Origin of the sequence: Pseudomonas sp. BN505 (genome assembly GCF_029873175.1) — a bacterium.
GTDB lineage: Bacteria > Pseudomonadota > Gammaproteobacteria > Pseudomonadales > Pseudomonadaceae > Aquipseudomonas > Aquipseudomonas putida.
Genome location: NZ_SSOI01000030.1, coordinates 152405 through 178447, shown reverse-complemented (window position 1 = coordinate 178447; position 26043 = coordinate 152405). Strand labels below are relative to the sequence as shown.

Here is a 26043-nt window from a genome sequence, read left to right as displayed (position 1 = left end):
GGGCCGCTACCCAGCCCATCGCGACACACGGCCGCTCCTACAGGGGCCGGGTGAGGCAGGGCTCAGCGCAAATCGTCCGCCATTTTTGACAGGGTCTCCAGCACCGCCCCCGCCAGCGCCTTCGAGCGTGCACCCGACCATCCGCTAACCGGATCGGGCGCGTCGTCATGGTCCTTGAACGGCATCTCCAGCGTCAGCGACAGGCAGTCATGGGCCATGCCCACGGCATTGCAGGCCAGCGTGGTATTCGCCTGTCCCGGCTGGTCACGGGTATAGCCATGCACGGTCTGGAAGTCGCGGGTCACGCTGCACAAAGTGCTGCGGAATTGCTCTTCGAGTTTTGCCAGCCGCGGCGTGTAACCCGGGTTACCCTCGCAGGCGGCGGTGAACACGTGCGGAATCTCTTCGTCACCATGCACGTCGATGAACGCATCCACGCCGTACTGCTTCATCTGCGCCTGGGCGAAGAACACCTCCGGGGTCAGCTCGACGCTGGCGTCCTGCCAGGCGCGGTTGAGGTCCTTGCCCTTGTAGTTGGTGCGCAGGTGGCCGAGGAAGGCGCCGTCGGGGTTCATGTTGGGGATCAGGTACAGGTCGGCCTTGGCCAGCAAGCCCTGGATCACCGCGTCGTTGGCTTGCAGGCGGTCGATCACGCCCTCCATGAACCATTCGGCCATGTGTTCGCCTGGGTGTTGCTGGGCAATCAGCCACAGCTTGCGCTTACCTGCGGCGCCATCGCCGGCACGCAGCAGGGGGATGTCGCGGCCCTGCACGCTGCGGCCGCTGGCCAGCAACTCGACCCCCGGCAGTTGCTGCGCGCGTTCGATCAACTGGTTGTGGCGCGCGCGTGGGTAGGGTTCGAAGTAGGCGAACCAGATCTGGTCCTGCTCTGCGTTCACTTCGAAGGACAGCGCGGTGCCGTCGAACTGGCTGGGCACACGGAACCAGCTTTGCTGATCGTAGGAGGCCACCGCGTTGTAACCGCTCCAGGCGTTCTTGTACGAAGAGCCGGAGGCGTTGTCGAGGCTGAAGCGATGGACCTGGCCCGGCGTCAGCCCTCTGACCTTGAAATGAAACCACTGATAGTGGCCGCTGTGGGTGTCCGGGCGGATGGCCAGGTGCACCTGGGCCGGGTTGCTGGCGTCCAGTACCTGGATGTTGCCGGAATCGAAAGCGCAGTCGATCTGCAGGGGGGATAGCGTCACGGTCATGTGCCGGGCTCCTTTGCGGGCATTGTTGTAGGGGTACTGTACACGGCTTGGCAGGTTCGCTGCCTCTTTAACGCGGTTGTCATGCGGGCATGGCAGCATCCGGGTCCCCCTTCGCACAGGTGAACCTACAGTGCATTCCGGCATGAACCGCAAGCCCTTCATCCTCCGCTCTCGCGACATGCGCAGCGATGACTTTGGTGCTTTGTTCACACAGATGTTCGGCAACCTGTATGCCGACATGCCGCCGCTGGCCGAGGGCATCAGCATTGGCGGCGTGTATGGGCGCTTTGAAGGCATGAGCGTGCGGCGCATGCAGTATGGCGGGGATTTCAGCATCACCCTGCCCACGCCACAGGATGAGATCACCTTCGTGCTGTCCACTGCTGGCAAGATCATCTTCGATCACCGAGGCGAGTCGGTTGGTGGTGCCCAGGTGGGGCTGGCGGTCGACAAACGCGATATTCGCACGGTGCGCTTTGCCGAAAACCATGCCCAGTGCGGCATGTCGATACACCGCGGGTTGTTTGCCGAGCGCCTGTCCCTGTTGTTAGGCCAACCCTTGGCGGCACCGGTGTGTTTTGCCCCGGTGGTGGACCTGGCGTTGCCGGTGTTCCAGGGCATACGCGCGTTGCTGGAAATGGCCACCGGTACGCAGTTCGACCAGCTGATCAATACCGGCGTGCTGATGCCGACCCGCCTGCAGGAAATGATGGTGGATGCGGTGCTGGAGGCCTGGCCGCACAACTATAGCGATGCCCTGCGCAGCCCTGCGCCCGGGTTGGCGCCGCGCCATGTGAAGCTGGCGATGGCGTACCTGCACGAGCACCCGGCACGTTTGGTCAGTGGCACCGAGCTGGCGGGGTTGGCCAATGTCAGCCTGCGCGCCTTGCAGGATGGCTTCCGCCGTTTTGCCGGTACATCGATTGTCGGGTATCAACGGCAGGTGCGGCTGGAAAGTGCGCGCCAGGTGCTTGCGCGCGGGGAGGGCGGGTCGGTGGCCGAAGTGGCCTTGCGCCATGGTTTCAGCAACGCGGGGCGTTTTGCCCAGTACTTCCAGCAGGCGTTCGGAGTAAGCCCGGCTGAAGTACGGCGCAGTGGTTAGCGCTGCCGGGCACCGGCTTTGCCGGTGTTCGCGGGTGAACCCGCTCCCACAGGTTCACCGCAGCCTTCAAAATGCTGGAGTGCCTGTGGGGGCAGGCTTGATCACGGTCTGCAAGGCCAGCGCCGTCATTGTGGGAGCGGGTTTACCCGCGAACACCGGCGCAGCCGGTGCCAGCGGTTACAGGATCAGAACGCGTAGCTGGCCTTGAGGCTGCCGCTCACCCCGTGGCTGTCGCCCCCGCCCATCGCCGCCACTTCGCCGCCGACACTCAATGCACCCAGGTGGGCCATCAGGCTCACCCCGCCAGCGAACTGATCGCGGTTGTCGAATGCCGCACGTTGCTCGATATCCAGCCCCAGCAGATGCCCTTGGCTATCCACCTGCTGATCACCCAGGGCATGCTCGTAACCCACTTCCACTCCCGGCACCAACCGCCAGCTGCCTACCGGAATCGGCGCGAACGACGCCTTGAGGTTGGCCACCGCACTGCGCCGGGTTTCTTTCAGGTCGTCCACTTGCAGGGCCAGTTCGCTGCCTTTCTCGGTGAAGCCGTTCAGGTCGACGTGGCTGACCCTAACGCCAAGGCTTGGCTCCAGCACCACGCCATGGGTGGGCAGGCGATAACCCAATGCCAGGCTGGCACCCGCCAGGGTGCCGTGGCTGTCACCTTTGGCCGTGCCCAGGCCGCCGCCCAGTTCGCGCTTGCTGGAATAGTCAAGCCAGCCGCCGCTGATGTCGGCATCGATGAACAGCCCGTGCTCCAGGCTCCCCGGGGCAAAGCGTGCCCCCAGGCTGAGGAAGGTCAGGTCAGTATCGGCCTCGCCACCGGCACCGCCCACATTGCCGCGGTTGTAGCCAAAACCGGCATGGCCGCTGAGCTGTTCGGAGAAGCGCTGGGTCATGCCCACCATCAACCCTTGGCTGTGTTCGTTGCTGCTGGCCGCATGGGCTGAGCCGTCAGTGCCCAGGTAGCCGGCCAGCGCCGTGCTCCACAGGCGCGCCTGGCCGACCTTGAGGTTGCTGGCGTCGGCAAAGGGCGAAGCCGCAAGCGTGACCATGGCGCCTTGGCGCAACAGGTAGCTGGCGGCATCCGCGTGCACCTGGCCGCCAACCGTCGAGGTCACGCCGCCCAAGGTGCCGGCATCGATGGCCGATTGCAGGTAGTAGTTGTAGGCGCTGTAGCTGCCCGACAGCGAAGTGCCCTGCAGCTCGCGCAACAATTGCGCGCCGGCGGCAGCGTTGCCCAGCAGGCCAGCCTCGCCGGGCAGGGAACCATAGCGCACCATCTTGCCGCGCAGCACGTAGATCGTTTCCTGGCTCAGGCCCAGGCCCTGCTTGAGGTAGTTTTCCATGTTGCCGTAGTCGGCGCTGATTTCATCGAGGCCAGCCTGCAGGTAGCTGGCTTCGACCCCCAGTAACGGTGCATAGATTTCGGCCATGCTCGCCGGCATCGCCGCCAGGGTGGCAGCCACTCGGGCGGCGGTGTAGTCGTTGGTGGCCAGGTAGTTGCTCATGATGGTGGCCTCGTCCACCCCGGCGATGCTCAGCAGCACCGCTGCCGTCCAGCCGGTGCGGTCCTTGCCCGCAGTGCAATGGAACAGCGCCGCGCCATCGGCAGCGGCCAGTTCGTTGAACAGCACGGCAAACTGGCCACGCATGCCGGCGTCATTGACGAAGGCGCGGTTGGTCTCCTGCATCATCGCCCGCGCCTGTTCTGCGCTGCTGAAGGAAATATTGGTGATGTTGGAGCCCGATGTGGTGCTGCCAATGATGTCGATGTTGGTGTAGCTGGCGCCGTCCGGCAGGGTATCGGGGGTGCTGGCTATTTCGCTTGGGGTGCGCAGGTCGTACACATCGCTGATACCCAGGCCATTGAGGGTAGCCAGGTCGGCGGCGGTCGGGGTAAGGGCATTGGAGCGGTAGAACACGCCCGCCCGCATTGTGCCGTCATGGCTGGTGGTGTAGGCACTGGTGGTGCCGGCGATGTCGCGGAAATTGTCCATGCCGGCCAGGCGCGGGGTGTCGAGCGCTTCGGCGGCGTGGGCGGTGGAAATGGCAAGGGTGAGCAGGGACAGGGAGCAGAGCACACGTTGCAGCACGGATCAGGCCTCAGGCAGTGGTTTGGGCTGTCTACTGTCCTGGAGCAATATGAAACTGAATGTTACAGGTTGCGGTGATGTGCAAAAGCTTGCGCGATCTGTCCTGGTTTTGCGTCTTCTGTCCCGGCGACTGGGGCGAAAAGCGCTCCCATCAATCACCCACTGGCTACGACAAGGGTTACTCGCGATCGATATTTTTTGCATATTAGCTTATTATTTTAATCACTTTTATTTATTTGATGCGGCCCGCTACATTCGCAGTTCTTTCAACCTGCAAGGAACTGCGGATGTCCATTCGATCTCGCCTGCTGCTGCTCGCCGCTGCCACACTGCTGGCCACACAGACATTTGCCAGTGACCGCCTGACCCTGCGCATCGGTGACCAGAAAGGCAATATGCGCGCCCAGCTGGAGGCCGCCGATGCCCTGCGCGACCTGCCTTACGACATCCGCTGGGCAGAATTCCCCGCTGCCGCGCCGTTGGCCGAGGCACTGAATGCCGGCGCGATCGATGCCGGCATCATCGGTGATGCGCCATTGCTCTTCGTGCTGGCCTCCGGTGCGCCGGTCAAGGCCATTGCCGTGGACAAGTCAGACCCGTATGGCACGGCGCTACTGGTGCGCCCTGATGCTGCGCTGCACAGCGCGGCCGACCTCAAGGGCAAGCGTATCGCCACTGGCCGTGGCTCCATCGGCCATCACCTGGCGCTGAAGGCGCTGGATCAGGTTGGGCTCAGCGAAAAAGACGTGGAGTTCCGCTTTCTCGGCCCTGTCGACGCCAAGATCGCACTGGCCAATGGCTCGGTGGACGCCTGGTCGACCTGGGAACCCTACACCGCGCTGGCAGAGCTGAGCGGCCAGGGCAAGGTGCTGGTCAATGGCCGCGGGCTGTCCAGTGGCAACAGTTTCCTGGCGGCCACCGACAAGGCGCTGGATGACCCGGCGCGCAAGGCCGCATTGCAAGATTACCTGGCCCGCCTGGCCGGCGCCCAAGTCTGGGCGTACCAGCACCTGGACAGCTATTCGCAAACCCTGGCCGCGATCATCGGCTTCCCGCAGGACGCTGCCCGCCTGCAGTTCGAGCGCCGCCAGTTGCGTTGGCAGGCCATCGACGCGAAGACCATCGGCGAACAGCAGGAAACCGCCGACTTCTACCACGCCCACGGCCTGATGAACCAACGCCTGGACGTTGCCCCGACCTTCGCCACGGGCTTTACCGTGCCCGCCACTGGCTCGCTGGCCCAACATTGACCTGGAGACACCCCATGCTGCACCGTAAACACCTGCGTCACCTGGCCCTGGGCCTGTTGCTCGGTGGCCTGCTGCCGTCGCTTGCCAACGCCGAGCAGACCCTGCGCATCGGTTACCAGAAATCCTCCACCCTGCTGACCCTGCTCAAAGCCCGTGGCACGCTGGAGCAGCGCCTGCAGGCCGAAGGCATTCGCGTCAGCTGGCACGAGTTCCCCAGCGGCCTGCCACTGCTGGAGGCGCTGAACCTGGGCAATGTCGACCTGTCGGCGGACGTGGCCGATACCGTACCGGTGTTCACCCAGGCGGCCGGTGCCAAGCTCACCTATTTTGCTCGTGAGGCGCCATCGCCCACGGCCCAGGCCATCCTGGTGCCAGCCAGCTCGCCGCTCAAGACCCTGGCCGACCTCAAGGGCAAGCGGGTGGCGGTGACCAAGGCGGCGGGTAGCCATTACCTGTTGATCCAGGCCCTGGCCAAGGCCGGCCTCAGCTTCAAGGACATCACCCCGGCGTACCTGATCCCGGCCGACGGCCGGGCGGCGTTCGAGAATGGCAAGGTCGATGCCTGGGTCACCTGGGACCCCTACGTGGCGAGCGCCCAGCGCCAGCAGAACGCGCGCGTTCTGGCTGATGGCAGCGAGTTGGCGAGCTACCAGCGTTACTACCTGGCCGGCAGCGATTACGCCAAGGCGCACCCTGAAGTGCTGCAGCAGGTGTACCAGGCGCTGCGCGAAATCGGTGCCTGGACCAAAGCCAACCCCGCAGCGGCTGCCCGGGTGCTGGGGCCGCTCTGGGGCAACCTGGACAGCGCCACGGTGCAGCAGGCCAATGGCCGACGCAGCTATGACGTGCAGCCGGTGCAGTTGGACAACCTTGGTGAACAACAACGCATTGCCGATGCCTTCTACCGCGAAGGGTTGCTGCCCAAACCGGTGGATGCGCGAGCGGTGACTGTATTCGAGCCCAGGGCTGCTGACTAAGGCTGCCTGAGCCGGCCTCTTCGCGGGTAGACCCGCTCCTACAGTTGATCGCGATCAAAGATCAATACCCGGCTCGCTTCAGATTCATCGCTCGTGCCTGGCCATCCAGCGCAGCAATGCAGCGATCGGCACGCTGCGGTGAGCCTCGTGCCGGTACGGTTTGCCTTCGGCGGTGTAGCGTTCGCGGTAGCGGCTGAGGACCAGGTTGCGACCGTCGGCGGACACCCGAGCCTCCAGTTCGTGCACCAACAACGGTTGCCGGGCGGCGCCTTCCAGGCGCCGGAACAGCAGCATGGCCGCTTGAGCATCATTCATGGCCGGTTACCTGCGAGCAATTGGCTTGCCACGTTCCGGGCTTGCCTGCCTTGCCTTCTGCTACGAGGTTGTTGCGTTGCTGCGCGGTGTAGTCGCGCAGCGCCAGGTAATAATCGGGCCAGGTTTGCAGCCAGGCCGTCAACGGTAGCGCGGCGGCGCGGCTGTCCACCACATGCCCGGCAGTGGCCACGGTACTGAGGGTGTCGACCGTATCGCTATTGTCGCCGAACGGGTCCACCGCCAGGCTCAACACGCTGCCCGTTGCGTCGCGCAGGTTGTGCGTACCCAACAGCGGCAGTTCGACGGTGGGGCCATTGGCGATGCCCCAAACCCCGAAGGTCTGGCCGAAGTCTGACCTGTGCTGGCTCAAGCCCATTTTGCCCGCCACATCGACCACGCCCGCCACACCCAGGGTGGTGTTGAAGATGAAGCGTGTGAGGCTGGTCATCGCCCGTTCGCCATTACCCTGCAGCAGGTCATTGACGAACACCTTGGGCTCGCCAAAGTTGTTGGCAAAGTTGTGCACGGCTTGCCGGGCTAAGCCGGGGAGCATGCCATAGCCCCGGGCGACAGGCGCCAGCAGGTAGTCGTCGAGCGTGCGGTTGAAGGCGAATACGGCGCGGTTGGCCGGCTCCAGCGGGTCACTGACCTGATAGGCGAGGTTGCCGCAGGCGCTGCTGGCGTGAGCGCGTTGGCTGCAGGCTCCGGCCGCGAGCAGCGATAACACCAGCGCAGCAGAGCGCGCCGTACGGGAATTGGATGATGAACGGGACATAGGCACATTCCTGGCAAGAACTGGCGGCGATGCTGCGCAATGTTCGTTGCCCGGTAATGTCCGGATCGTCTCGGCACTGACACTTTGTTTCCGGGTTGAAATATATGACTACCACAGGGGCATGGCCTTAAAGTACGGCTTGTTTACCTTGTCTGTGGTGCGTTTTCGTGAGCCATTTGCTGATAGTCGACGATGATGTCGAGGTGCTTGACCTGCTGCAGAAGTTTCTTCGCCAGCATGGTTACGAAGTGGACGTGGCCCAGGATGGCCAGGGGCTGTGGCAGGCGCTTGATCGGCGGGTGCCGGACCTGGTCATCCTCGATGTGATGTTGCCCGGCGACAGCGGCCTGGTGTTGTGCCAGCGGCTGCTGGCCGAACACAAGGTGGCGGTGATCATGCTCACCGCCATGGGCGAGTTGAGCGACCGGGTTGTGGGCCTGGAACTGGGGGCTGACGACTACGTGACCAAGCCGTTTGCTGCCCGTGAACTGCTGGCGCGGGTGAGGGCAGTCTTGCGTCGGGCCGGCGAAAAGGCAGGGGGCACGGCGGGCCACGCCAGTAGCAGCCTTGAGTTTGCCGGCTGGCAGCTGGACGTGGTGCGGCGCGAATTGCGCTCGCCGGACAACGTCATGATCCCCTTGTCCAATGGCGAATTCGAACTGCTGCTGGTGTTTGCCGAACACCCGCGTCGGGTGCTCAGCCGCCAGCAATTGCTGGACATGGCCCGTGGTGATGCCTACGACGCTTATGACCGCAGCATTGACGTGCAAGTAAGCCGGCTGCGCCGCAAGCTTGAAACCGACAATGGGCGTGAGCCCCTGATCCGTACACTGCGCAACGCCGGTTACCTGTTCACCCCCACGGTCGCGAAGCGATGAGCCTGGTTGCCCGGGTTCGCCAGGCCCTGCCGCAGCCCAGAATCACCATTGCCCGATGGATTGCGTTGACCACGCTGACAGCGATGCTGTTCCTGCTGCTGCTCAAGGGGCTGTTCAGCCTGCTGCTGAGTGTGTGGGCGCAACCACCGCTGCTGGAGAGCGGGGTGATCGAGAAGGTTGCAGCGGTGACCCGCATCCTCGATGCCGCGCCGATGGCGCAGCGTGCCAATATTGCCATTGCGGCAGGTGACGGCTCCTATTCCGTGCGATGGTTGCGACGCCATGACGAGGCGGGTGTGCCGGCGTTGGTCGATGCCGAGTTCCGCGAGGGCACGCCTATCCTGCGTGCACTGCTCAAGCGCCCGGATGCCAGGGTCGAGGCGTTCGAGCCGTCCGACATGCCGGAATACACCTCTGAACGTGGCTATGCCTTGATGATCGAGCTGGCCGACAAGTCGTGGGTGCTGTTTCGAGCCACAGACCGTAGCTGGGGCCTGGACGAGCTGCCGCGCAACCTGATCGTCCTGGTATTGATGCTGGTTTCCAGCCTGGCTGTCGCACTGTCGGCCACACGCTATCTGGCCAAGCCGTTGGAGCGCTTTGCCCAGGGGGTGCGGGGTTTTGGCAAGGACTTCAACGCCCCGCCGATTCCGGTGGTTGGCCCGCACGACCTGCGCCAGGCCATTCTTGCGTTCAATGCCACCCAGGCCCAGCTCAAGCATTACCTGAACGACCGTACCCAGATGCTGGCGGCAATCTCCCACGACTTGCGTGCACCGCTGACGCGCATGCGCTTGCGTGCCGAGTTCATCGACGATGCCCAGCTACAGGCCAAGTTGTTCAAGGACGTGGATGAGATGCAGGCGATGGTCGACGCCGCGTTGGCGTTTTTCCGTGATGATGCGCGGCTGGAGCAGACGACCGTGTTCGACCTGGGCGAGTTGCTGCTCACGGTGGTGGACGATTTCAAGGATGCGGGTGTCGAGGTCGGCCTCAGCGGGCCGCGCCGTTGTGTGTATACAGGGCGGCCGGTGGGTATCAAGCGGGTGTTGGTCAACTTGATCGACAATGCTGCCAAATACGGCCGCGAGCCATCGGTGGTGTTGGCGGTAAGTGCCAGGCAGATCGAGATAACCGTGCAAGACCGCGGCCCGGGCATCGCGCCGGCCCTGCAGGAGCAGGTATTTGTGCCGTTTTACCGTATCGAAGGTTCGCGTAATCGGGACACGGGTGGTGTGGGGCTGGGCCTGCCCGCAGCACGGGCCATCGTGCTGGAGCAAGGCGGCAGCCTGACCCTGAGCAACCGCCCCGGTGGCGGTTTGCAAGCCAGGGTAGAGCTGCCGCTGGGTTGATCAGAGGCCCAGTTCGCTGAGCCCGGGGTGGTCATCCGGGCGGCGACCCAGCGGCCAGTGGAACTTGCGTTCGGCTTCGCTGATGGGGTGTTCGTTGATGCTCGAATGCCGGTTCTGCATCAGCCCATCTTCGGCAAACTCCCAGTTTTCGTTGCCATAGGCACGAAACCACTGGCCGCTGTCGTCGTGGTACTCGTAGGCATAGCGCACGGCAATGCGATTGCCGGTGAAAGCCCATAGCTCCTTGATCAGGCGGTATTCCAGTTCATGGTTCCATTTACGGGTCAGGAATGCCTCGACCTCGGCACGCCCACGGGGGAACTCGGCGCGGTTACGCCAAACCGTATCAGGGGTATAGGCGAGTGCAACTTTGGCCGGGTTGCGGCCGTTCCAGCCATCTTCGGCCAGGCGGACCTTTTCGATGGCGCTTTCGCGGGTAAAGGGCGGCAGGGGTGGGCGGGACATCGCGGTACTCCTCAGGTCGGTTTACGTGTAGCAGATTAACCGCCGATGCCCGATCAAGAGAACGGATGCGCCAGGCACTTCATAATTGCAGTGCGTGGAACAATGCATGATTTCACGCGTAGTGCAGCCGCGGCTACAGGTGGTCGCAGTCAGACAGTACTGGCTGCGGCCACCCAACCCTCCATCAGTCCCAGGCAGGCGCCAGGCCGTCAGGGCTGACCTCGCGGCCATTGCGTTCCAGCGTGGCGATGCGTGCCATGTCGTCGGTGTCCAGCTTCAGGTCGCGGGCAAGCAGGTTGCTGGCCAGGTTTTCGCGCTTGGTCGAAGACGGTATTACCGCGTAGCCCAGCTGCAGGGCCCAGGCCAGGGCAACCTGGGCGACGGTGGCCTTGTGCTTGGCCGCGATGTCGGCCAGCACCGGGTCTTTCAGGACCTTGCCATAGGCCAGGGTCATGTACGAGGTGACGGTGACGCCTTGCTCCTTGAGAAACGCGGCCAGCTTGCTGTTCTGCAGGTACGGGCTGAGTTCGATCTGGTTGGTGGCAATTTCGCCCTTGCCAACGATTTCGATGGCCTGGCGAGTCAGTGCGATGTTGAAATTGGACACACCAATCTGTCGGGTCAGGCCCAGCTTCTTCGCTTCGGCCAGTGCGGTCATGTATTCCGGCAACTCGACGCCGTTGCCTGGGGCTGGCCAGTGGATCAGCAGCAGGTCGACGTAGTCGGTACGCAGTTTCTTCAGGCTTTCGCGCAGGCTTGGCACCAGCTTGTCCGCCGCGTAGTTGTCGACCCAGATCTTGGTGGTAATGAAAAGCTCGCTGCGCGGTACGCCGCTTTCAGCGATGGCTTGGCCGACTTCCGCTTCATTCTTGTAGATCTGTGCGGTGTCGACGGCCCGATAGCCCAGCTCAAGGGCCGATTTGACCGAGTCGATGACGGTCTGGCCAGTGAGTCGGAAGGTGCCGAGGCCGAAGGAAGGAACGCTCATGGGCTTACTCCTGGGAAATAGGGTTGGATCCTGTGGCAGCCAGTGTGCAGGTTCGCAGGGCAACGAATAACCGGCTGCTGCGTCAAAGTCCTTTGACCAGCGGGCAAGAATCGCGTTTCACCCTGGCCTTCATTACATAAGTAACGCCAGAACGGGATGAGACCTTGGGTCAGCTAACGCTTTTATCAAGCGGACACACTGCCCATGACCCCTCCTGTGATACCTGCCGATTCCATCGATGCGCTGATTGCCAATAATCTGCCTGGTTGGGTAAAGCGCGCTCGCGTCGAACACTTGACACTGTTGCGCGCAGCTTCATTGCGTCAGCAGCGGGCGCAGGAGCAACTCCACGCCAGGTTGCAGGCCCTCAAGCCTCTGGACGAGTTCGCCGAGCCGCTGCTCAAAACTGCGCTCGCGGCGCGCTCCATCACACAGGTAGACCTACGCCTGGCCCGGGTCAGATGGGTGACCCTGCGGGCAAATCCGCCGATATCGCCTGCTTTGCCGGCTTCCTCGACGCGGATCGAAAGTACCCAGTCGCTGCTTTCGGCGGCACTGCACAACTTCCACGAAAATGAAACTCGACCGGGCTGGTTCGCCACAGGGTCACAGCTGGTCAATGCCAGTGGAAAAAGGCTGCCAATGAGCGTTGAGGTATTCGCCCAGCTCTGTCGCAGCCTCGATATCGGTCGACATTATCAGCGCCATCTGCAATCGCAGCTGCAAACCGAAAGCATGGCCGGGGTGCAGGTCGAGGCCATCATGGACGAGGCATTGAGCGCCAGGCTGGGGCTTGACGCGGTTGTAGCCAGGGTCAAGGGTGAAATTGACGAGTTGACGTATCAGCGTATCCGCCACGTTGTCGAAGCCGCATCTGGGCCTGCCGAGGACACCGTTGTGAGGTGCCACACCCTGAGGCTGCTGGGCAAGAAGATCATTGGCGCACTGGCGATCGAAGTGCGTCAGAACGCCCGCCTGGTTGGCGTTATCGCATGGTTGCCTGAGGACCGGTACGCCGCAGTGAGCTGGCATGCCAACTGGGAACTGCTGTACCTGACGCTGGGTGTACGCATGCGTGACGAAGCGTATCGCCAGTTCTTTCAGCGTTTTGTCGCAGAGCGGGATCGCGTCGCTTTCTACACGGCCCTGAACGCGCTGCTGAGGCAGGGCAATACTGTGTTACCGCTCGAGCTGGATGGCCGCTGCTTTGCGGTCGAAGGCGACGTGTTCACCGCGCTGCGCAAAGCGCTGCTCGACAAGATGCTGGATGATGCACGGGTACTGGCGGTATCAACGGAGGATGAGGATATCGCCGACCGCCAGGCCCGTCTGCAAGGCTATCTTGACTTGGGGCTGAGCGTGGCAGGCCTGGCAGCGCTGTTTGTGCCCGGGTTGGGCCAGGCCATGCTCGGGCTCACGGTCGCGCAGTTGGCGGGCGAAGTCTACGAAGGGTACGAAGACTGGCAGCTAGGTGATCGCAACGCTGCCTTGGGCCACCTGTTCAACGTGGCGGAGACGGTGGCTACAGGGGCGTTGACGGCTGCAGGGGCGGTGGGTCTCGGCAAGCTCGCGCAGCGCGTCGCACGCGTGGATGCGCTGGTGCCGGTAAGCCTGGCGGATGGCCAGTTGCGTCTGTGTGATCCGGCTTTGCCAGGCTATCAGCTACCGGGCATCGACCTGCCGCCAGGGCAGGCCATCAATGAAAATGGCCGTTCGCTGAGGCGCCTGCACGATGCCGTGTATGAGGTAAGTGAAGGCGACGATGGAGTATGGCGCATTCATCACCCGTCCAGGCCGGGGGCCTATTTACCAGCACTCGAGCACAATGGTGCCGGGGGATGGGTGCATGAGTTCGAGCAACCGCAGCGCTGGCAGGACGCCGCCTACATGGTTCACCGGCTTGCCAGCCGCACAGCGGCTGTTTCCGACGAGGCGGCTGCCTTTGGCGTGCAGGTTACAGGTTACGGCGCGGACCAGCTGCGCCGGTTGGTTCTGGAGAGCGCAGCACCACCGGCGCGTTTGCTCGATGCCATCGAGCGCTGGCACCTGCACAATGAGTTTCCGACTCTGCGGGGTGAGGCATTCGAGGCAATATTCAACGAGCGGCAGGTCAACCCGAACGCTGCGGACCAGGTGCTGATGCGCGACTTCCCTGGCCTTTCCCGTCGCTGCGCACGAGAAATTGTCGAGCACGCCAACAGTGTCGAGCTCGAGCGCCTGGATGATGCGGGGCGGGTGCCGCTTACCTTGGCGGAGCGAGCACGTTGGGCCGTACGTGACAGCCGGATTGATCGTGCCTTGGCAGGGTTGCGTCAGCCTGCTGCGGTAAATGCTGATACTGAAAAGCTCGCGCAGGGCGGGCTGGGCGATGCCCTTGCCGACCGGGAGGTGGCGGCCCGAATGATTGGGCTGGCCCCGGTGGGGCAAGGCGTTCGCCCGCCTTTGCGGTTGTTCGATGGGCGCTTGGGCTACCCGCTCAGTGGCCACCTGTCGGGGACCCGCCAGGCGCTGCGGCGCACTTTGAATCATGTGTTCCCGCTGATGACCGGTGAAGAGTTGCAGTCGTACCTGCAAGACCTGGCTCGGCGGGGTTTAGAGCCGTGGAGCCATGTCAGCCAACTGTTACACGCCAAGGCCAGCCTCAAGCAGGCACTGTACGCCTGGCGGAGTGAGCCAGGGCTGAACCTGGTTCGCCGCTGGCGCCGGATCAAGGTTGCCAGGCGCATCATGATGAGCTGGCAGCGCGCGACGCTGGGTGATGTAGCGGGTGATTACCACCTGAGCATCGTGGGTGAGCGGGTGGGCAATCTGCCGGCGTTGCCTGAGCATGTGTCTTTCGACCACATCACACACCTCACATTGCGCGATATGCGGGTGACGAGCGTCGAGGCGGGTTTTCTGGTTCGCTTCAGCAACGTGCGTAACCTGGATTTGCGGGGCAATCAGCTGACCCGGCTTCCGGCAGGCATCGAGCAACTGGGCGAATTGAGAAACCTGCGCCTTGCTGACAACCAGATCGTACTTACCCGCGACGACAACCTGCGCCTCAGCCAGCTCGAGGGGCTACGCCGCCTCGAGCTGAACGGTAACCCGGTAGGTTTGCTCCCGCCATTGGCATCGTTCCCGCTGATGCGCCGGTTGTCCTTGCGCAACACCGGGCTGGGCGAATTGCCCGTTGATCTGGCCAGGCACGGCAACCTGGAATTGCTGGACATGCGTGACAATCAGATCCCCACGCTGCCTGAGGCACTGTCTGCGCTGCCGCTTCGCTTGTTGCAGGGCCTGGAGCTGCACGACAATCCACTCTCGGATCAGACCTTGCAGCGCCTGCAATTGGCCAGAGCGTCCGCCGGGTTACCTGCACGTCGGCTTGCACCCCACCCATCATCGGGCCCGAGCGCTGCATCACCTTGGCTGTCGGGGTTTTCCACGGCGCAGCGCGAGGCGCGACTGGCGCTATGGGCCCGCTTGTACCGGGAGGACGGTGCGAGTGATCTGTTCCGGTTCATTTCAGACTTGCAGGGCCTGCGTGAATACCACGAACAGCCCCGCGATTTTCAGTTGCGGGTGTGGCACATCCTTGATGCCTGCGAGCAGCACGCTGAAGTGCGTGCTAGCCTGTTAGAGCAAGTTAGCCGGCCGCGCAGTTGCAGTGACGAGTTGCTGCTTACGCTCAGCGAACTGGAGATTGGCGCGATGGTCGCCAGGGCTGGAACAGCTGGCGATGGGTTGCACAAGGAGTGCGCCCTGGTGAAGCTGGGCCGTTCTTTAGCCCGCCTGGACAAAGTCAACGCAATTGCGGCCCGGCATATTGCTGAGCAGCATTCTGTCGATCCCGTCGAGGTGTATTTGACCTATCGCGTGAAGCTTGCGAATAGCCTCGATCTCCCCGCGCAGCCTGAAAAACTGATGTACCAGAGTTTTAGCGGGGTAGGCTCTGACGAGCTGGACGCTGCACGCAACGAGGTCCTGCGAGAGGAAACACCACACTCCTTAGCGCAGGCTCTGGCAGATCGAACCTTCTGGCAGGCCTACCTGCACGAACACCAGGCGGCACGCTTCAGCCAGATGGAGGTGCCTTTCCAGCAGCGCTTGGATACGTTGTTCATGCAATGGAAAACACTGAGTGACGGCGACTATCTCGCGCAAATCGAGCAAATCTGCGCTGAGCGGGAGGCCGTGCGACACCAGCTTCTGCTGGCGTTGAGCCGCGAGGCAATGCAGCGCCACGGCCTTTAAACGAAACAGCCCGCCGAGGGGCGGGCTGTTCGCTGGAGCGGGACGATCAGCGGCGGCGGAACAGCGGCAGCGGTTCGTCTGTCGCGGCCTGGTAGGTCACCGAGAAGTCCTTCAGGCTTTGCAGCGCGTCTTCCGGGTCCTTGTCGGCACGGATGGCGAATGCATCGAAACCGCAACGGGCCATGAAGAACAGCTGGTCGCGCAGTACGTCGCCGATGGCGCGCAGCTCGCCCTTGAACTTGTAGCGGTCACGCAGCAGGCGCGCATTGGAGTAGCTGCGCCCGTCGGTGAAGGCCGGGAAGTTCAGTGCGATGACCTGGAAGTACTGCACGTCTTCGCCGATTTCTTCCGCTTCTTCGTCGCTGTCCAGCCACACGCCCAGGCCGCCGTCGCGGGCCTTGAGCACGTGGGCATGGTCACGCCACAGCTGCAGCGGCACGATGTAGTCGTCGCAGTTGGTCAGCTCGTCGAACGAGGTTTCCTTGGGCAGCAGGTGCCAGGTTTCGTCGACGATCTGGTTGTTCTTAATGATTCGCTGCATAGACGCGTTCCTTGAAGGGGTCGATGCCGATACGCTGGTAGGTGTCGATGAAACGCTCTTCCTCGGTACGTTGCTCGACGTACACGGCGATCAGCTTCTCGATCACATCGGCCATGGCATCCTGGGCAAAGGACGGGCCGAGGATCTTGCCCAGGCTCGCGCCGCGAGCGGCATTGCCGCCCAGCGATACCTGGTAGAACTCCTCACCCTTCTTGTCCACGCCGAGGATGCCGATGTGGCCCACGTGGTGGTGGCCGCAGGCGTTCATGCAGCCAGAGATGTTCAGGTCGATCTCGCCGATGTCGAACAGGTAGTCCAGGTCGTCGAAACGGCGCTGGATGGACTCGGCGATCGGGATCGACTTGGCGTTTGCCAGCGAGCAATAGTCACCGCCCGGGCAGCAGATGATGTCGGTCAGCAGGCCGATGTTCGGGGTGGCGAAGCCACCTTCGCGCAGTTCCAGCCAAAGCGCGTGCAGCTGACGCTGCTCGACGTCGGCGAGGATGATGTTCTGCTCGTGCGAAGTACGCAGGAAGCCGAAACTGTAGCGCTCGGCCAGGTCGGCCACGGCGTCCAGCTGCTTGTCGGTCAGGTCGCCCGGGGCAACGCCGGTAGGCTTAAGCGACAGGGTTACAGCGACGTAGCCAGGGCGCTTGTGGGCCCGGGTGTTACGCGAGCGCCAACGGGCAAAGCCTGGGTTTTCGGCGTCCTGGGCGGCGTAGTCGACGTTTTCGAGGGCCAGGTACTCCGGGTCGACGAAATGGCGCGATACGCGCAGTACTTCGTCTTCGGTCAGCGTGGTGTTGCCGCCGCGCAGGTGGACCATTTCGGCCTCGACCTTCTCGGCGAACACTTCAGGCGTCAGTGCCTTGACCAGGATCTTGATCCGCGCCTTGTACTTGTTGTCACGGCGACCGTAACGGTTGTACACGCGCAGGATGGCGTCCAGGTAGCTGATCAGGTCCTGCCACGGCAGGAACTCGTTGATGAACGAGCCGACCACCGGGGTACGGCCCAGGCCGCCGCCGACCAGTACACGGAAGCCCAGCTCGCCAGCAGCGTTGCGCACCGGCTCCAGGCCGATGTCGTGCACTTCAATGGCAGCGCGGTCTTCCTGCGAGCCGTTGATGGCAATCTTGAACTTGCGCGGCAGGTAGGCGAATTCCGGGTGGAAGGTGGTCCACTGGCGGACGATTTCACACCACGGGCGCGGGTCGATGATTTCGTCTGCGGCCACACCGGCGAACTGGTCGGTGGTGGTGTTGCGCAGGCAGTTGCCGCTGGTCTGGATCGCATGCATCTGCACGGTGGCCAGTTCGGCGAGAATGTCCGGAATGTCTTCCAGTGCCGGCCAGTTGTACTGCACGTTCTGGCGGGTGGAAATGTGCGCGTAGCCCTTGTCGTAGTCGCGAGCGATCTTCGCCAGGGTGCGGACCTGGCGGGCGCTCAGCTGGCCGTACGGCACGGCGACACGCAGCATTGGCGCGAAACGTTGGATGTATAGGCCGTTCTGCAGGCGCAGAGGGCGGAATTCTTCTTCGCTCAGCTCACCGGCCAGGTAGCGGCGGGTCTGATCACGGAACTGCTTGACGCGGTCCTCGATGATCCGCTGATCGTACTCGTCGTATACGTACATAAAAGTCCTGTCTCAGGCATGCAGCTATTCGCGCGCACGGCCGCGCACTCCGGTACGGAGCCGGGGAACGATATCAGGTTGCGGTTATGCGCTAAAGTGATGTTTTTGCATATGAAAAGAACCAAATGAACTATGTGAGACTGACTGCCATTTGTGCGCTGGCGGTAGCCAGGCGTTTATAATCCGGGGTTTGCTTCGCAGAGATGTGACCCCATGCTCAAGGCCCTGTGCCAAAGCTTGTGTCTTGCCCTGCCACTGGCGGCAAATGCGCAGCCGGCCTCGGTGGTGTTTCTCAATCCGGGGCTGTCCACCGAGACGTTCTGGACCAGCTACACCCGCTTCATGCAGGCCGCTGCGGACGAACTGGGCATGTCCCTGCGCGTGGAGTACAGCGAGCGCCGCGCCGACCTGGCGCTGACCCAGGCCAGGGCGATCCTGGGTGGGGCGCATCGGCCGGATTACCTTGTGCTGGTCAACGAGCAGTACGTGGCACCCGAAATTCTGCGGTTATCGCGTGGCACCGGGGTCAAGCTGTTGCTGGTCAACAATGGCCTGACCCCCGGCCAGGCCCGCAGCATCGAGACCCAGCCCGACAAGTATGCCGAGCCCTTGGGTACCTTGATGAGCAACGACGAGCAAGCGGGCTTCCAGATGCTGCACCTGATGGTTGCCCAACTGCCTCGTGACGCAGGCCCGGTGGACCTGGTGGCCTTTGCCGGGCTCAAGACCACACCGGCTTCGCAGCTGCGCGAGGAGGGCATGCGCCGCGCCCTGGCCGACTTCCCTCAGGTCCGCCTGCGCCAGGTGGTATACGGCGGCTGGAGCCGCGAGCGCGCCTACGAGCAGGCGCAGCAATTGCTGGAGCGATACCCGGCCACTCGCCTGGTGTGGTCGGCCAATGACGAGATGGCCTTTGGCGCCATGCAGGCGTTCGAGGAGGCCGGGCGCACACCGGGGCGTGACGTGCTGTTCGGCGCCGTCAACAGTTCGCCCGAGGCCTTGCGTGCGCGCATCGACGGGCGCTTGAGCGCGTTGATGGGTGGGCACTTCACCCTTGGCGGTTGGGCCATGGTGATGTTGCACGACGATGCCCAGGGTGTCGCGCTGAACCGCGACGGCCAGCGCGTGCACAGTGCCCCGGTACTGCAGGCAATCGACGAGGCCAAGGCCAGGCGTTGGCTGAAACTGCTGGAACGGCCCGACTATGGCGTCGACTTTCTGCATTACAGCGCCGAAGGGCGGCCGGCCAGCTACCAGTACCCGTTTCTGACGTCACCGGTCGACTATTGAAAGACCTTGCTTGAGGGAAGGGCATTGCTCGTCTTAACTGCTGGTTGTGAAGTGCATTCCCATAACCACTACAAGAGGCAATGCAATGGGAAACTCAACCAAGGTCCGCAAAGCTGACAGCAGCGTCGATGCCTGGGCGATCCTCTGCCTGATCGTCCTGGTGGTGGTCACTGCCGTGTATTGGGTCAGCCACCAGTAGACTTTTCTTTCAGACCGTGATGTGGCAACAGCGCCTGCGGGGGGATGTCCTGCGGGCGTTTTTGTGTTGCCTGTCCGGGCCTCATCGCCGGCAAGCCAGCTCTCACAGGTACAGCGCAGGCCCTGAGGCTGCAGAAAACCTGTGGGAGCTGGCTTGCCGGCGATGAGGCCGCTACAGGCTAGCGGGTAAGGTGCAGGGCCAGCTGCACCAGGCCGATCAGCACCATGATGAATATCAGGGTGAAGAGCGTCCCCAGCGCAATGAAATGGCTGGCTTTGCCGTGGGTGAAGTCGCGAGCGCGGTTCTTGCCGCTTTGCACGCCAAAAGCGGCGGCGAGGATGCTGTGCAGCATCTGCCAGAAGGTTGGGGGTTTGCCTTGGCTGGAATCGTCCATGGTGGCTCCTGAAGAAATCAGAGGCAATCAGGGACAGTGTAGGCAACGGCGCTAAGGTTGCATGTGCCGGCCTATTCGCGGGGCAAGCCCGCGAAGAGGCTGGCACACCCTTAGTTGTCGTACCCGAGGTTCGGCGCCAACCAGCGCTCGCTGACGCTGACATCCTGGCCTTTACGTGCGCTGTAACGCTCGATCTGGTCCTTGTCGACCTTGCCCACGGCAAAGTACTGCGCCTGCGGGTGGGCAAAGTACCAGCCGCTGACCGCCGCGGCCGGGAACATCGCAAAGTGCTCGGTAAGGAACACGCCGCTCGGCCCGGTTTCGCCAATGGCGGTGCCGTCGAGCAGGCGGAACAGGGTTTCCTTTTCGGTGTGGTCGGGGCAGGCCGGGTAGCCCGGGGCCGGGCGGATGCCGCTGTACTGCTCCTTGATCAGCGCTTCGTTGTCCAGGTGCTCGTCGCGGGCATAGCCCCAGTGCTCTTTACGCACTTGCTCGTGCAGCCACTCGGCGCAGGCTTCGGCCAGGCGGTCGGCCAGGGCCTTGACCATGATCGAGCTGTAGTCGTCGCCTTTGTCCTGGTAAGCCTTGGCCACTTCTTCGGCACCGATGCCGGCGGTGGTGATGAACCCGCCCACATAGTCGGTGACGCCGCTGGCTTTTGGCGCGACAAAGTCGGCCAGCGACCAGTTGGGCTTGCCGTCCGGCTTGATGGTCTGCTGGCGCAGGTGGTGCAGGGTGGCCAACGCCTGGCCGTCTTCGCCGTACACCTCGATGTCGTCATCGGCCACCTGGTTGGCCGGCCAGAAGCCGAACACCGCGCGGGCGCTGATCAGCTTTTCGTCGATCAGCTTGTCGAGCATCTCGCGGGCGTCCTTGTACAGCGAGGTGGCAGCTTCGCCAACCACTTCGTCGGTGAGGATGCGCGGGAACTTGCCGGCCAGGTCCCAGGAGATGAAGAACGGGGTCCAGTCGATGTATTCGGCCAGGGTGCGCAGGTCGATGTCTTCCAGCACCTTGACGCCGGTGAAGGAGGGCACCGCTGGCTGGTAGCCGGCCCAGTCGTACTGCGGCTTGGCGGCGATGGCCTGGGCGTAGCTCAGGCGCTCGGTGCGGGCACTGCGGTTGGCGGTGCGCTCGCGCACGTCCACGTACTCCAGGCGGGTCTTCTCGACGAAGCCCGGCTTGAGCTCCTTGGACAGCAACTGGGTGGCCACGCCAACCGCACGCGAGGCGTCGGTGACGTAGATGACGGCGTCGTTGCTGTACTTCGGTTCGATCTTGACTGCGGTGTGCGCCTTGGAGGTGGTGGCGCCGCCGATCATCAGGGGCAGTTCGAAGCCCTGGCGCTGCATTTCGCGGGCAACGTGGACCATCTCGTCCAGCGACGGGGTGATCAGGCCAGACAACCCGATGATGTCGCACTTCTCGTCGCGGGCGGTTTGCAGGATTTTCTCGGCAGGCACCATCACCCCGAGGTCGACGATGTCGTAACCGTTGCAGCCCAGTACCACGCCGACGATGTTCTTGCCGATGTCGTGCACGTCACCTTTTACCGTGGCCATCAGGATCTTGCCCTTGGCTTCTGGCTTGTCGCCTTTTTCGGCTTCGATGAACGGAATAAGGTGCGCCACTGCCTGCTTCATCACACGGGCCGACTTGACCACCTGGGGCAGGAACATCTTGCCTGCACCGAACAGGTCGCCCACCACGTTCATGCCGCTCATCAGCGGGCCTTCGATGACCTCGATGGGGCGTGCGCATTGCTGGCGGCACTCCTCGGTATCCTCGACGATATACGCGGTGATGCCTTTGACCAGTGCGTGCTCCAGGCGCTTGCCGACCGGCAGCGAACGCCAGGCTTCGTTTTCGACTTCCTTGGTGGCGCCGCCGCCTTTGTAGTCGTCGGCAATGGCCAGCAGGGCATCGGTCCCTTCCGGGGTGCGGTTGAGCACCACGTCCTCGACCTTCTCACGCAGCTGGGCCGGAATTTCGTCGTAGATCTCCAGCTGGCCGGCGTTGACGATACCCATGGTCAGGCCGTTGCGGATGGCGTGGAACAGGAACACCGAGTGGATCGCCTCGCGCACTGGGTTGTTGCCACGGAACGAGAACGACACGTTGGACACACCGCCCGAGGTCAGCGCATGGGGCAGGTGGTCACGGATATAGGCACAGGCCTCGATGAAGTCGACGGCGTAGTTGTTGTGCTCTTCGATGCCGGTGGCAACGGCGAAGATGTTCGGGTCGAAGATGATGTCTTCCGGCGGGAAGCCCACTTCGTTGACCAGAATGTCGTAGCTGCGTTTGCAGATTTCCTTCTTGCGCGCGGCGGTGTCGGCCTGCCCGACCTCGTCGAAGGCCATCACCACCACGGCGGCGCCGTAGCGCTTGCACAGGCGGGCGTGGTGCTTGAACTGCTCGACGCCTTCCTTCATGGAAATGGAGTTGACGATGCCTTTGCCCTGAATGCACTTCAGGCCGGCTTCGATCACTTCCCACTTGGAGGAGTCGATCATGATCGGCACGCGGGAAATGTCCGGCTCGCCAGCGATCATGTTGAGGAAACGGACCATGGCCGCCTGGGAATCGAGCATCCCTTCGTCCATGTTGATGTCGATCACCTGGGCGCCGGCCTCGACCTGCTGCAGGGCGACTTCCAGGGCTTCGGTGTAGTTCTCTTCACGGATCAGCCGGGCGAACTTGGCGGAACCGGTGATGTTGGTGCGCTCACCCACGTTGACGAACAGCGACTGGCGATCGATGGTGAACGGTTCCAGGCCCGACAGGCGACAGGCCTTGGCGATCTCCGGGATCTCGCGTGGCTTGTATTTGGCCACGGCTTCGGCAATGGCCTGGATGTGGCCCGGGGTGGTACCGCAGCAACCCCCGATGATGTTGAGGAAACCACTGGCAGCGAATTCTTCGACTACTGCCGCCATTTCGGCCGGGGTCTCGTCGTACTCACCGAAGGCGTTCGGCAGGCCGGCGTTGGGGTGGGCGGAAACGTGGGTATCGGCCTTGGTCGACAGCTCTTCCAGGTACGGGCGCAGGTCCTTGGCGCCAAGGGCGCAGTTCAGGCCCACGGAAATCGGCTTGGCGTGGCGTACCGAGTTCCAGAACGCTTCGGTGGTCTGGCCCGACAGGGTACGGCCGGAGGCGTCGGTGATGGTGCCGGAGATCATGATCGGCAGTTCGACAGCGTCCTCCTCGAACACCTGCTGCACGGCAAAAATGGCCGCCTTGGCGTTGAGGGTGTCAAAGATGGTTTCGATCAGGATCAGGTCGGCGCCGCCCTCGATCAGGCCACGGGTGGCCTCGATGTAGTTCTCTACCAGCTCATCGAATGTGACGTTGCGGTAGCCGGGGTCGTTGACGTCCGGGGAAATCGAACAGGTGCGGCTGGTAGGGCCGAGCACGCCTGCAACGAAGCGCGGCTTGTCGGGCGTTTCCAGGGTCTTGGCATCGGCTACCTGGCGGGCAATGCGCGCGCCTTCCACGTTCAGCTCATAGACCAGGGATTCCATGCCGTAGTCGGCCTGGGAAATCTGCGTGGCATTGAAGGTGTTGGTTTCAAGGATATCCGCCCCGGCATCGAGGTAGGCTTTCTCGATGGCAGCAATCACGTCCGGGCGGCTGAGCAGCAACAGGTCGTTGTTACCTTTCACATCGCTTGGCCAATCGGCGAAGCGCGTGCCACGATAGTCGTGTTCCTCGAGACGGTAGCTTTGGATCATAGTACCCATGCCGCCGTCGAGGATCAGGATGCGCTCTTTGAGTGCGTTCTGGAGTGCTTGGAGACGAGCGCTGCGGTCGGACATAGGAACTACCTGGTCGGGCAAATATCAGAAGGTGCGGAATCATATCAAAGTTGCGCGGTTCTTAGGCGCATCGCCCATTTGCATGAAAACCGCTCATGTTGATGACACGGTTAACAGCACCCGGCACGACCAGGCAACAATCGTGATAGCTTTTTAGAATCAGGACTTTTCGCACATGGTGCATCGTATCCTTGCCGGCGCCTTCGCCCTGCTCATCAGCGGCGCGGTGTTCGGGCAAGCCCCCCAGTCGAGCCCGGCTATTTCCTACACCCGGGACATTCAGCCGATCTTCACCGAGAAATGCGTGGCCTGCCATGCCTGCAACGACGCCGCCTGCCAGCTGAAGCTGGAAAGCCCCGAAGGTGCGGTACGTGGGGCCAGCAAAGTCCCGGTCTACGAGGGCGACCGCAGCAAGGCGGTGCCCACCACGCGGCTGTTCTACGACGCCCACAGCGAAGAGCAATGGCGCAAGAAAGGCTTCTACTCGGTGCTCGACAACCAGGGCAGCCAGGCCGCGCTGATGGCGCGCATGCTGGAGCTGGGGCACAAGACCCCGCTCACGCCCAACGCCAAGCTGCCCGAGGAAATCGTCCTGGGCCTGAGCCGCAACAACATGTGCCCGTTGCCTCATGAGTTCGACGCCTATGCGGGTGCGCACCCCAAGGAGGGCATGCCGCTGGCGGTTACCGGGCTGACAGACAAGGAATACGACACCATGCGTCGCTGGCTGGCGGCCGGTGCGCCGGTGGAGTACCAGCCGATCAAGCCCAGTGATACCGAAGCCAGGCAGATCGCCGACTGGGAAGAGCTGCTCAACCGCCCGGGTTCCACCGAGGCGCTGGTTGGCCGCTGGCTTTACGAGCATCTGTTCCTGGCGCACATCTACTTCGTCGGCGGCGAGCAGGGCCACTTCTTCCAATGGGTGCGGTCACGCACGCCCAGCGGCCAGCCGGCCGACATCATTGCCACGCGTCGCCCCAACGACCCACCTGGCACCGACTTCTATTACCGCCTGATCCCGGTGCAGGGCGTGATCGTGCACAAGACGCACATCACCTACCCGATGGGGCCGCAGAAGCTCAAGCGGGTGAAGCAGCTGTTCTACGCCGGCGACTGGCATGCCGCCGCGCTGCCAGGCTACGGCCCGCGTCACCGGGCCAACCCGTTCGAAACCTTCGAGGCCATCCCGGCAGTGGCGCGCTACCAGTTCATGCTGGATAACGCCGAGTACTTCGTGCGCACGTTCATCCGTGGCCCGGTGTGCCGCGGGCAGATCGCTACCGACGTGATCCGCGACAACTTTTGGGCATTGTTCCAGGAGCCGGCCTTCGACCGCTATATCACCGATGCCAAGTACCGTGGCGAGGCCACGCCGCTGCTGGCCATGCCCGGGCAGATCGATGACGTGGGCAGCGTGCTGAGCCTGTGGCACGCCTACCGCGACAAGCGCAACGCGTATGAAAAGCTGCGCCGCGACGCCTATGCCGACATGCCGGCGCCGGGCTGGTCGACCTTGTGGGCCGGTAACGACAACGCGCTGCTGAGCATCTTCCGCCATTTCGACAGCGCTTCGGTCAGCAAGGGCCTGATCGGTGATGTGCCGCAGACCGTGTGGCTGTTCGACTACCCGCTGCTGGAACGCACCTATTACCAGCTGGCGGTAAACTTCGACGTGTTCGGCAACGTTTCGCACCAGTTGCAGACGCGCCTGTACTTCGACCTGATCCGCAATGGCGCCGAGGTCAACTTCCTGCGCCTGATGCCGGCCGACCATCGCCAGGCGATTCTCAGCGACTGGTACCAGAACAGCGGCAAGGTGAAGATGTGGATGGATTATGAAGACATCGACAGCGACACCCCGAGCGGCATCAAGCTCGACCCACGCGACCCCAAGCGCGACTTTGGCCTGAAGCTGCTGCAGCGCACCGGCAGCCTGAATGCTGCGCCCGACCCGATCAACCGCTGCCAGGGCGCGTTCTGCTCACGGCCGCAGATGAGCGAAGAGTTCCGCAATGCCGAGCAGTCACTGAGCCGCCTGGTGTCGCGCCCGGCTGCCGGGCTGAAGGTGATCAACCAGTTGCCCGAGGCGACCATGCTGCGCATCGAAGGGCAGGGCGGCCAGCGCCAGGTGTACAGCCTGCTGCGCAACCGCGCGCACAGCAATGTGGCGTTCCTGCTGGGCGAGGCGTACCGCTACCAGCCGGGGCTGGATACCCTGACGCTGTACCCGGGCGTGCTCAGCAGCTATCCCAACTTCATCTTCAATGTGCCAACCAACGATGTGGCGGAATTCGTCGAGGACATGGAGTATGCGAAAGACGATGCAGCCAGGTTCGAGCGCATTGTCATGCGTTGGGGTGTGCGCCGCAGTCACCCTGACTTCTGGCGCTACTTCCATGACCTGAACAGCTTCATCAAGGAGACCACGCCGGTCGAGGCGGGTGTGCTGGACATGAACCGCTATGAGAACCTCTGATCGGGTAGGCTGACCTTTCCGAGTACCCTGCGGTCGGA

General features: G+C 63.0%; 18 protein-coding genes. 8 read left to right on the top strand and 10 right to left on the bottom strand.

Going from position 1 to position 26043, the window contains the following annotated elements; all coding sequences use genetic code 11:
- Positions 1-62: 62 nt before the first annotated feature.
- Complete coding sequence (locus tag E8E78_RS08370) at positions 63-1211, bottom strand: M14-type cytosolic carboxypeptidase (protein WP_049274944.1); 1149 nt, start codon at positions 1209-1211, stop codon at positions 63-65.
- 142 nt (positions 1212-1353) lie between these two features.
- Here E8E78_RS08370 and E8E78_RS08365 point away from each other — a divergent pair, with 142 nt between their 5' ends.
- On the top strand, positions 1354-2313 hold the full coding sequence (locus tag E8E78_RS08365; RefSeq protein WP_041167792.1) for an AraC family transcriptional regulator: 960 nt from the start codon (positions 1354-1356) through the stop codon (positions 2311-2313).
- Positions 2314-2498: 185 nt separating this feature from the next.
- Here the strand turns inward: E8E78_RS08365 and E8E78_RS08360 are convergent, their stop codons facing one another.
- Complete coding sequence (locus E8E78_RS08360) at positions 2499-4412, bottom strand: tyrosine-protein phosphatase (RefSeq protein ID WP_049274943.1); 1914 nt, start codon at positions 4410-4412, stop codon at positions 2499-2501.
- A 287-nt stretch (positions 4413-4699) separates the two neighbouring features.
- Between E8E78_RS08360 and E8E78_RS08355 the strand changes: the two genes are divergently transcribed.
- A complete protein-coding gene (locus E8E78_RS08355) occupies positions 4700-5662 on the top strand; it encodes an ABC transporter substrate-binding protein (RefSeq protein WP_049274942.1) in 963 nt (320 codons plus the stop codon).
- Positions 5663-5676: 14 nt separating this feature from the next.
- Complete coding sequence (locus tag E8E78_RS08350) at positions 5677-6639, top strand: aliphatic sulfonate ABC transporter substrate-binding protein (RefSeq protein WP_049274941.1); 963 nt, start codon at positions 5677-5679, stop codon at positions 6637-6639.
- A gap of 84 nt (positions 6640-6723) precedes the next feature.
- Here E8E78_RS08350 and E8E78_RS08345 read toward each other — a convergent pair whose 3' ends face one another.
- A complete protein-coding gene (locus E8E78_RS08345; protein WP_049274940.1) occupies positions 6724-6954 on the bottom strand; it encodes a hypothetical protein in 231 nt (76 codons plus the stop codon).
- Positions 6947-7729 carry a VacJ family lipoprotein gene (locus tag E8E78_RS08340; RefSeq protein ID WP_049274939.1) on the bottom strand — a complete coding sequence of 261 codons (783 nt, stop codon included), beginning with the start codon at positions 7727-7729 and terminating at the stop codon, positions 6947-6949. Before E8E78_RS08340 ends, E8E78_RS08345 begins: the two co-directional genes overlap by 8 nt.
- A 167-nt stretch (positions 7730-7896) precedes the next feature.
- Between E8E78_RS08340 and E8E78_RS08335 the strand changes: the two genes are divergently transcribed.
- Both E8E78_RS08335 and E8E78_RS08330 read left to right on the top strand, forming a co-directional pair.
- Positions 7897-8607, top strand: a complete 711-nt coding sequence (locus tag E8E78_RS08335; protein WP_041167791.1) for a response regulator — start codon at positions 7897-7899, stop codon at positions 8605-8607.
- Positions 8604-9959, top strand: coding sequence for an ATP-binding protein (locus E8E78_RS08330; RefSeq protein ID WP_049274938.1), 1356 nt, complete (start codon positions 8604-8606; stop codon positions 9957-9959). The genes E8E78_RS08335 and E8E78_RS08330 overlap by 4 nt, the downstream gene beginning before the upstream one ends.
- Here the strand turns inward: E8E78_RS08330 and E8E78_RS08325 are convergent, their stop codons facing one another.
- On the bottom strand, positions 9960-10424 hold the full coding sequence (locus tag E8E78_RS08325; RefSeq protein ID WP_049274937.1) for a nuclear transport factor 2 family protein: 465 nt from the start codon (positions 10422-10424) through the stop codon (positions 9960-9962).
- Between the two features lie 184 nt (positions 10425-10608).
- Entirely contained in the window at positions 10609-11412 is an 804-nt protein-coding gene (gene dkgB, locus E8E78_RS08320; RefSeq protein WP_016500496.1) for a 2,5-didehydrogluconate reductase DkgB, read from the bottom strand.
- A gap of 204 nt (positions 11413-11616) precedes the next feature.
- On the opposite strand from dkgB, the gene E8E78_RS08315 reads away from it, so the two are divergent.
- Positions 11617-15651 (top strand): NEL-type E3 ubiquitin ligase domain-containing protein, encoded by a 4035-nt coding sequence (locus E8E78_RS08315; RefSeq protein WP_280314058.1) that lies wholly within the window; start codon positions 11617-11619, stop codon positions 15649-15651.
- A 46-nt stretch (positions 15652-15697) separates the two neighbouring features.
- On the opposite strand, the gene E8E78_RS08310 is transcribed toward E8E78_RS08315, so the two are convergent.
- Together E8E78_RS08310 and E8E78_RS08305 are read right to left on the bottom strand one after the other, a co-directional pair.
- A complete protein-coding gene (locus tag E8E78_RS08310) occupies positions 15698-16192 on the bottom strand; it encodes a DUF934 domain-containing protein (protein ID WP_016485947.1) in 495 nt (164 codons plus the stop codon).
- Positions 16176-17828, bottom strand: a complete 1653-nt coding sequence (locus tag E8E78_RS08305; protein ID WP_016500494.1) for a nitrite/sulfite reductase — start codon at positions 17826-17828, stop codon at positions 16176-16178. Before E8E78_RS08305 ends, E8E78_RS08310 begins: the two co-directional genes overlap by 17 nt.
- A 213-nt stretch (positions 17829-18041) precedes the next feature.
- On the opposite strand from E8E78_RS08305, the gene E8E78_RS08300 reads away from it, so the two are divergent.
- Complete coding sequence (locus tag E8E78_RS08300; protein WP_016500493.1) at positions 18042-19118, top strand: ABC transporter substrate-binding protein; 1077 nt, start codon at positions 18042-18044, stop codon at positions 19116-19118.
- 377 nt (positions 19119-19495) lie between these two features.
- On the opposite strand, the gene E8E78_RS08295 is transcribed toward E8E78_RS08300, so the two are convergent.
- Together E8E78_RS08295 and metH are read right to left on the bottom strand one after the other, a co-directional pair.
- A complete protein-coding gene (locus tag E8E78_RS08295; protein ID WP_016500492.1) occupies positions 19496-19711 on the bottom strand; it encodes a DUF2970 domain-containing protein in 216 nt (71 codons plus the stop codon).
- Positions 19712-19821: 110 nt separating this feature from the next.
- Complete coding sequence (gene metH, locus E8E78_RS08290) at positions 19822-23529, bottom strand: methionine synthase (RefSeq protein WP_049274935.1); 3708 nt, start codon at positions 23527-23529, stop codon at positions 19822-19824.
- 175 nt (positions 23530-23704) lie between these two features.
- Here metH and E8E78_RS08285 point away from each other — a divergent pair, with 175 nt between their 5' ends.
- Positions 23705-26005, top strand: coding sequence for a fatty acid cis/trans isomerase (locus E8E78_RS08285; RefSeq protein ID WP_016500490.1), 2301 nt, complete (start codon positions 23705-23707; stop codon positions 26003-26005).
- Positions 26006-26043 lie beyond the last annotated feature (38 nt).